This window comes from Deferribacterota bacterium (assembly GCA_034189185.1).
In the GTDB taxonomy this organism is placed as follows: Bacteria; Chrysiogenota; Deferribacteres; order Deferribacterales; family UBA228; genus UBA228.
This window is the reverse complement of sequence record JAXHVM010000248.1, coordinates 1-2,088: the sequence shown is the minus strand read 5'-3', so window position 1 is coordinate 2,088 and position 2,088 is coordinate 1. Positions and strand designations below refer to the sequence as shown.

The window sequence follows — 2,088 nt, the reverse complement described above, 5'->3', positions numbered from 1 at the left end:
AGTCTGGGCCGTGTCTCAGTCCCAATGTGGCTGACCATCCTCTCAGACCAGCTACCGATCGTAGCCTTGGTAGGCCATTACCCCACCAACTAGCTAATCGGACGCGAGCCCCTCTGTCAGCATAGGCATACTAAAGTATACCTACTTTCACATATCTACATTCGTAGATATGTTGTATCAGGTATTAGCTAGCCTTTCGACTAGTTATCCCGTGTCTAACAGGCAGGTTACTCACGTGTTACTCACCCGTTCGCCGGTTTACTCGGCTGCCGAAGCAGCCTTTCTCCCTCGACTTGCATGTGTTAAGCACGCCACCAGTGTTCGTTCTGAGCCAGGATCAAACTCTCCATCCTGCAAAAAATAGTTAATAGTTTATTGTGTAAGTTAATATACCTACACTAGGCTGCTTATCTCTTTAGTCTATTTAGCTGTCAAACAACAATTCTTAACTCTTTTTAAGTCAAGGATTTATTAAATAACTCATTTATTATTAATTGTCAACTACTTTTTTTAATTTTTTTTATATTTTTTTACACTACATAAATACACTACATAAAATTTGGTATTTTATGCTTATTCATATTTATAATTTCTTCCCTTGCCGCTTTTAAGTGTTTCCTCGGATCAAATTTAAAGTTGTCAAATTTATAACCAGGAACAGCAAATCCTTCTTTAATTGCTTTCTTATACATATTTCTAGTATTTACAAGCCCTAATTCTTTAAAAATTATCATAACTACCCATTATATTTTTAATCTCATTAATACTATAAATTCCTTTCTCAGTTATATAACCAGATACAAACTTTGATGGGGTTACATCAAAGGATGGATTTAAAGCATCAGCTTTAACTGGCGCAATATGATACTCCCCAATATTCTTTATTTCTGCAGGATCTCTATATTCAATTGGCACATCAAAACCATTATCAATTGTAAAATCAAAAGTATAAGTTGGTGCTGCTACATAAAATGGAACTTTATGCTCTCTTGCAGCAATTGCAAGACTATATGTTCCTATTTTATTAATAACATCCCCATTAGAAGCAATTCTATCGGCTCCAACAATTGCTAAGTCAATTTTTTTTGTCTTCATAATAAAAGAAGCAGCACTGTCACAAATTATTGTAAAATCAATTTTTTCATATAATAACTCATATGCTGTAAGCCTAGAACCTTGAAAAAAAGGTCTTGTCTCATCTACATAAACATAAAATAAAGTGCCATCATCTTTTGCAGCCTTTAATACCCCAAGAGCTGTACCATAGCCGGCTGTAGCTAGTGAGCCAGCATTGCAGTGTGTAATAATACGGTAATTATTTTTTATCAAATTCTTACCATAAAATCCTATTTTTTTATTCCTTTCAATATCAGCTAGTAATAACTCTAGAGAAAAAGTCAATGCCCTTTCAGCACTTCTGATTTTAGACATCATCGATAAAACATATTTAATACTGTTAGCAGTTGGTCTTGTTTTTAACAATTTATCAGAGATTATACCAAAATCTTTCCCTTCCTTTAAACCAAAGAACACACCAAATGCTGTCACTACACCTATTGCTGGAGCCCCCCTTACAACCATATTTGTTATTGCAAAACACACATCATTTAAGGATTTGCATTCAAAATACTTATGCTCATTGGGTAATTTACGTTGGTCTATCAAAAATAACTTATTATCTCTCCACTCTACTGGTTTTAGCAAAAGATCATCCTAAATAAATCAATTTGAAGGCTAATTTATACCTTTAAATAAATTATTCATTACTTATATTTATATTTTAATAATATTATATATAAATTATTATAATATCAAGCTTTAATCACAAAACGTTATCTTGACAAAATTATATTTAGAAATATTCTAATTAACAAAATTAGGGGGGTTTCTATGGCGCTTGTAGGTAAAAAAGCACCTGATTTCACAGCTGATGCAGTTGTTGAGAAAGAGATTAAAAAAGTAAGTTTGAGCGACTATACTTATAAAAAATGGGTAGTATTGCTTTTTTATCCCTTTGATTTTACTCAAGTTACCACAAGTGAAATTATATCTTTCTCTGATGCTTATGAAGATTTTACAAACCATAAT

3 protein-coding genes and 1 rRNA gene are annotated in these 2,088 nt (G+C 32.7%); 1 reads left to right on the top strand and 3 read right to left on the bottom strand.

The genetic code is table 11. The annotated features are described in order from the left end of the window. From SVN78_10515 to mtnA, 3 genes are all read right to left on the bottom strand, one after another. Positions 1-353, bottom strand: a 16S ribosomal RNA gene (locus tag SVN78_10515); the annotation flags it as partial. Between the two features lie 195 nt (positions 354-548). Beyond that, positions 549-734, bottom strand: a complete 186-nt coding sequence (locus tag SVN78_10510) for a hypothetical protein (GenBank protein MDY6822037.1) — start codon at positions 732-734, stop codon at positions 549-551. Then, entirely contained in the window at positions 721-1,704 is a 984-nt protein-coding gene (mtnA, locus tag SVN78_10505) for an S-methyl-5-thioribose-1-phosphate isomerase (protein MDY6822036.1), read from the bottom strand. The genes SVN78_10510 and mtnA overlap by 14 nt, the downstream gene beginning before the upstream one ends. 186 nt (positions 1,705-1,890) lie before the next feature. On the opposite strand from mtnA, the gene SVN78_10500 reads away from it, so the two are divergent. After that, a partial coding sequence (locus tag SVN78_10500) for a redoxin domain-containing protein (protein MDY6822035.1) occupies positions 1,891-2,088 on the top strand: 198 nt, incomplete at its 3' end.

Bases quoted from the DNA above. Each gene is read 5' to 3' on its own strand.
- SVN78_10510 (MDY6822037.1), bottom strand. From the start codon at position 734: ATGATAATTTTTAAAGAATTAGGGCTTGTAAATACTAGAAATATGTAT.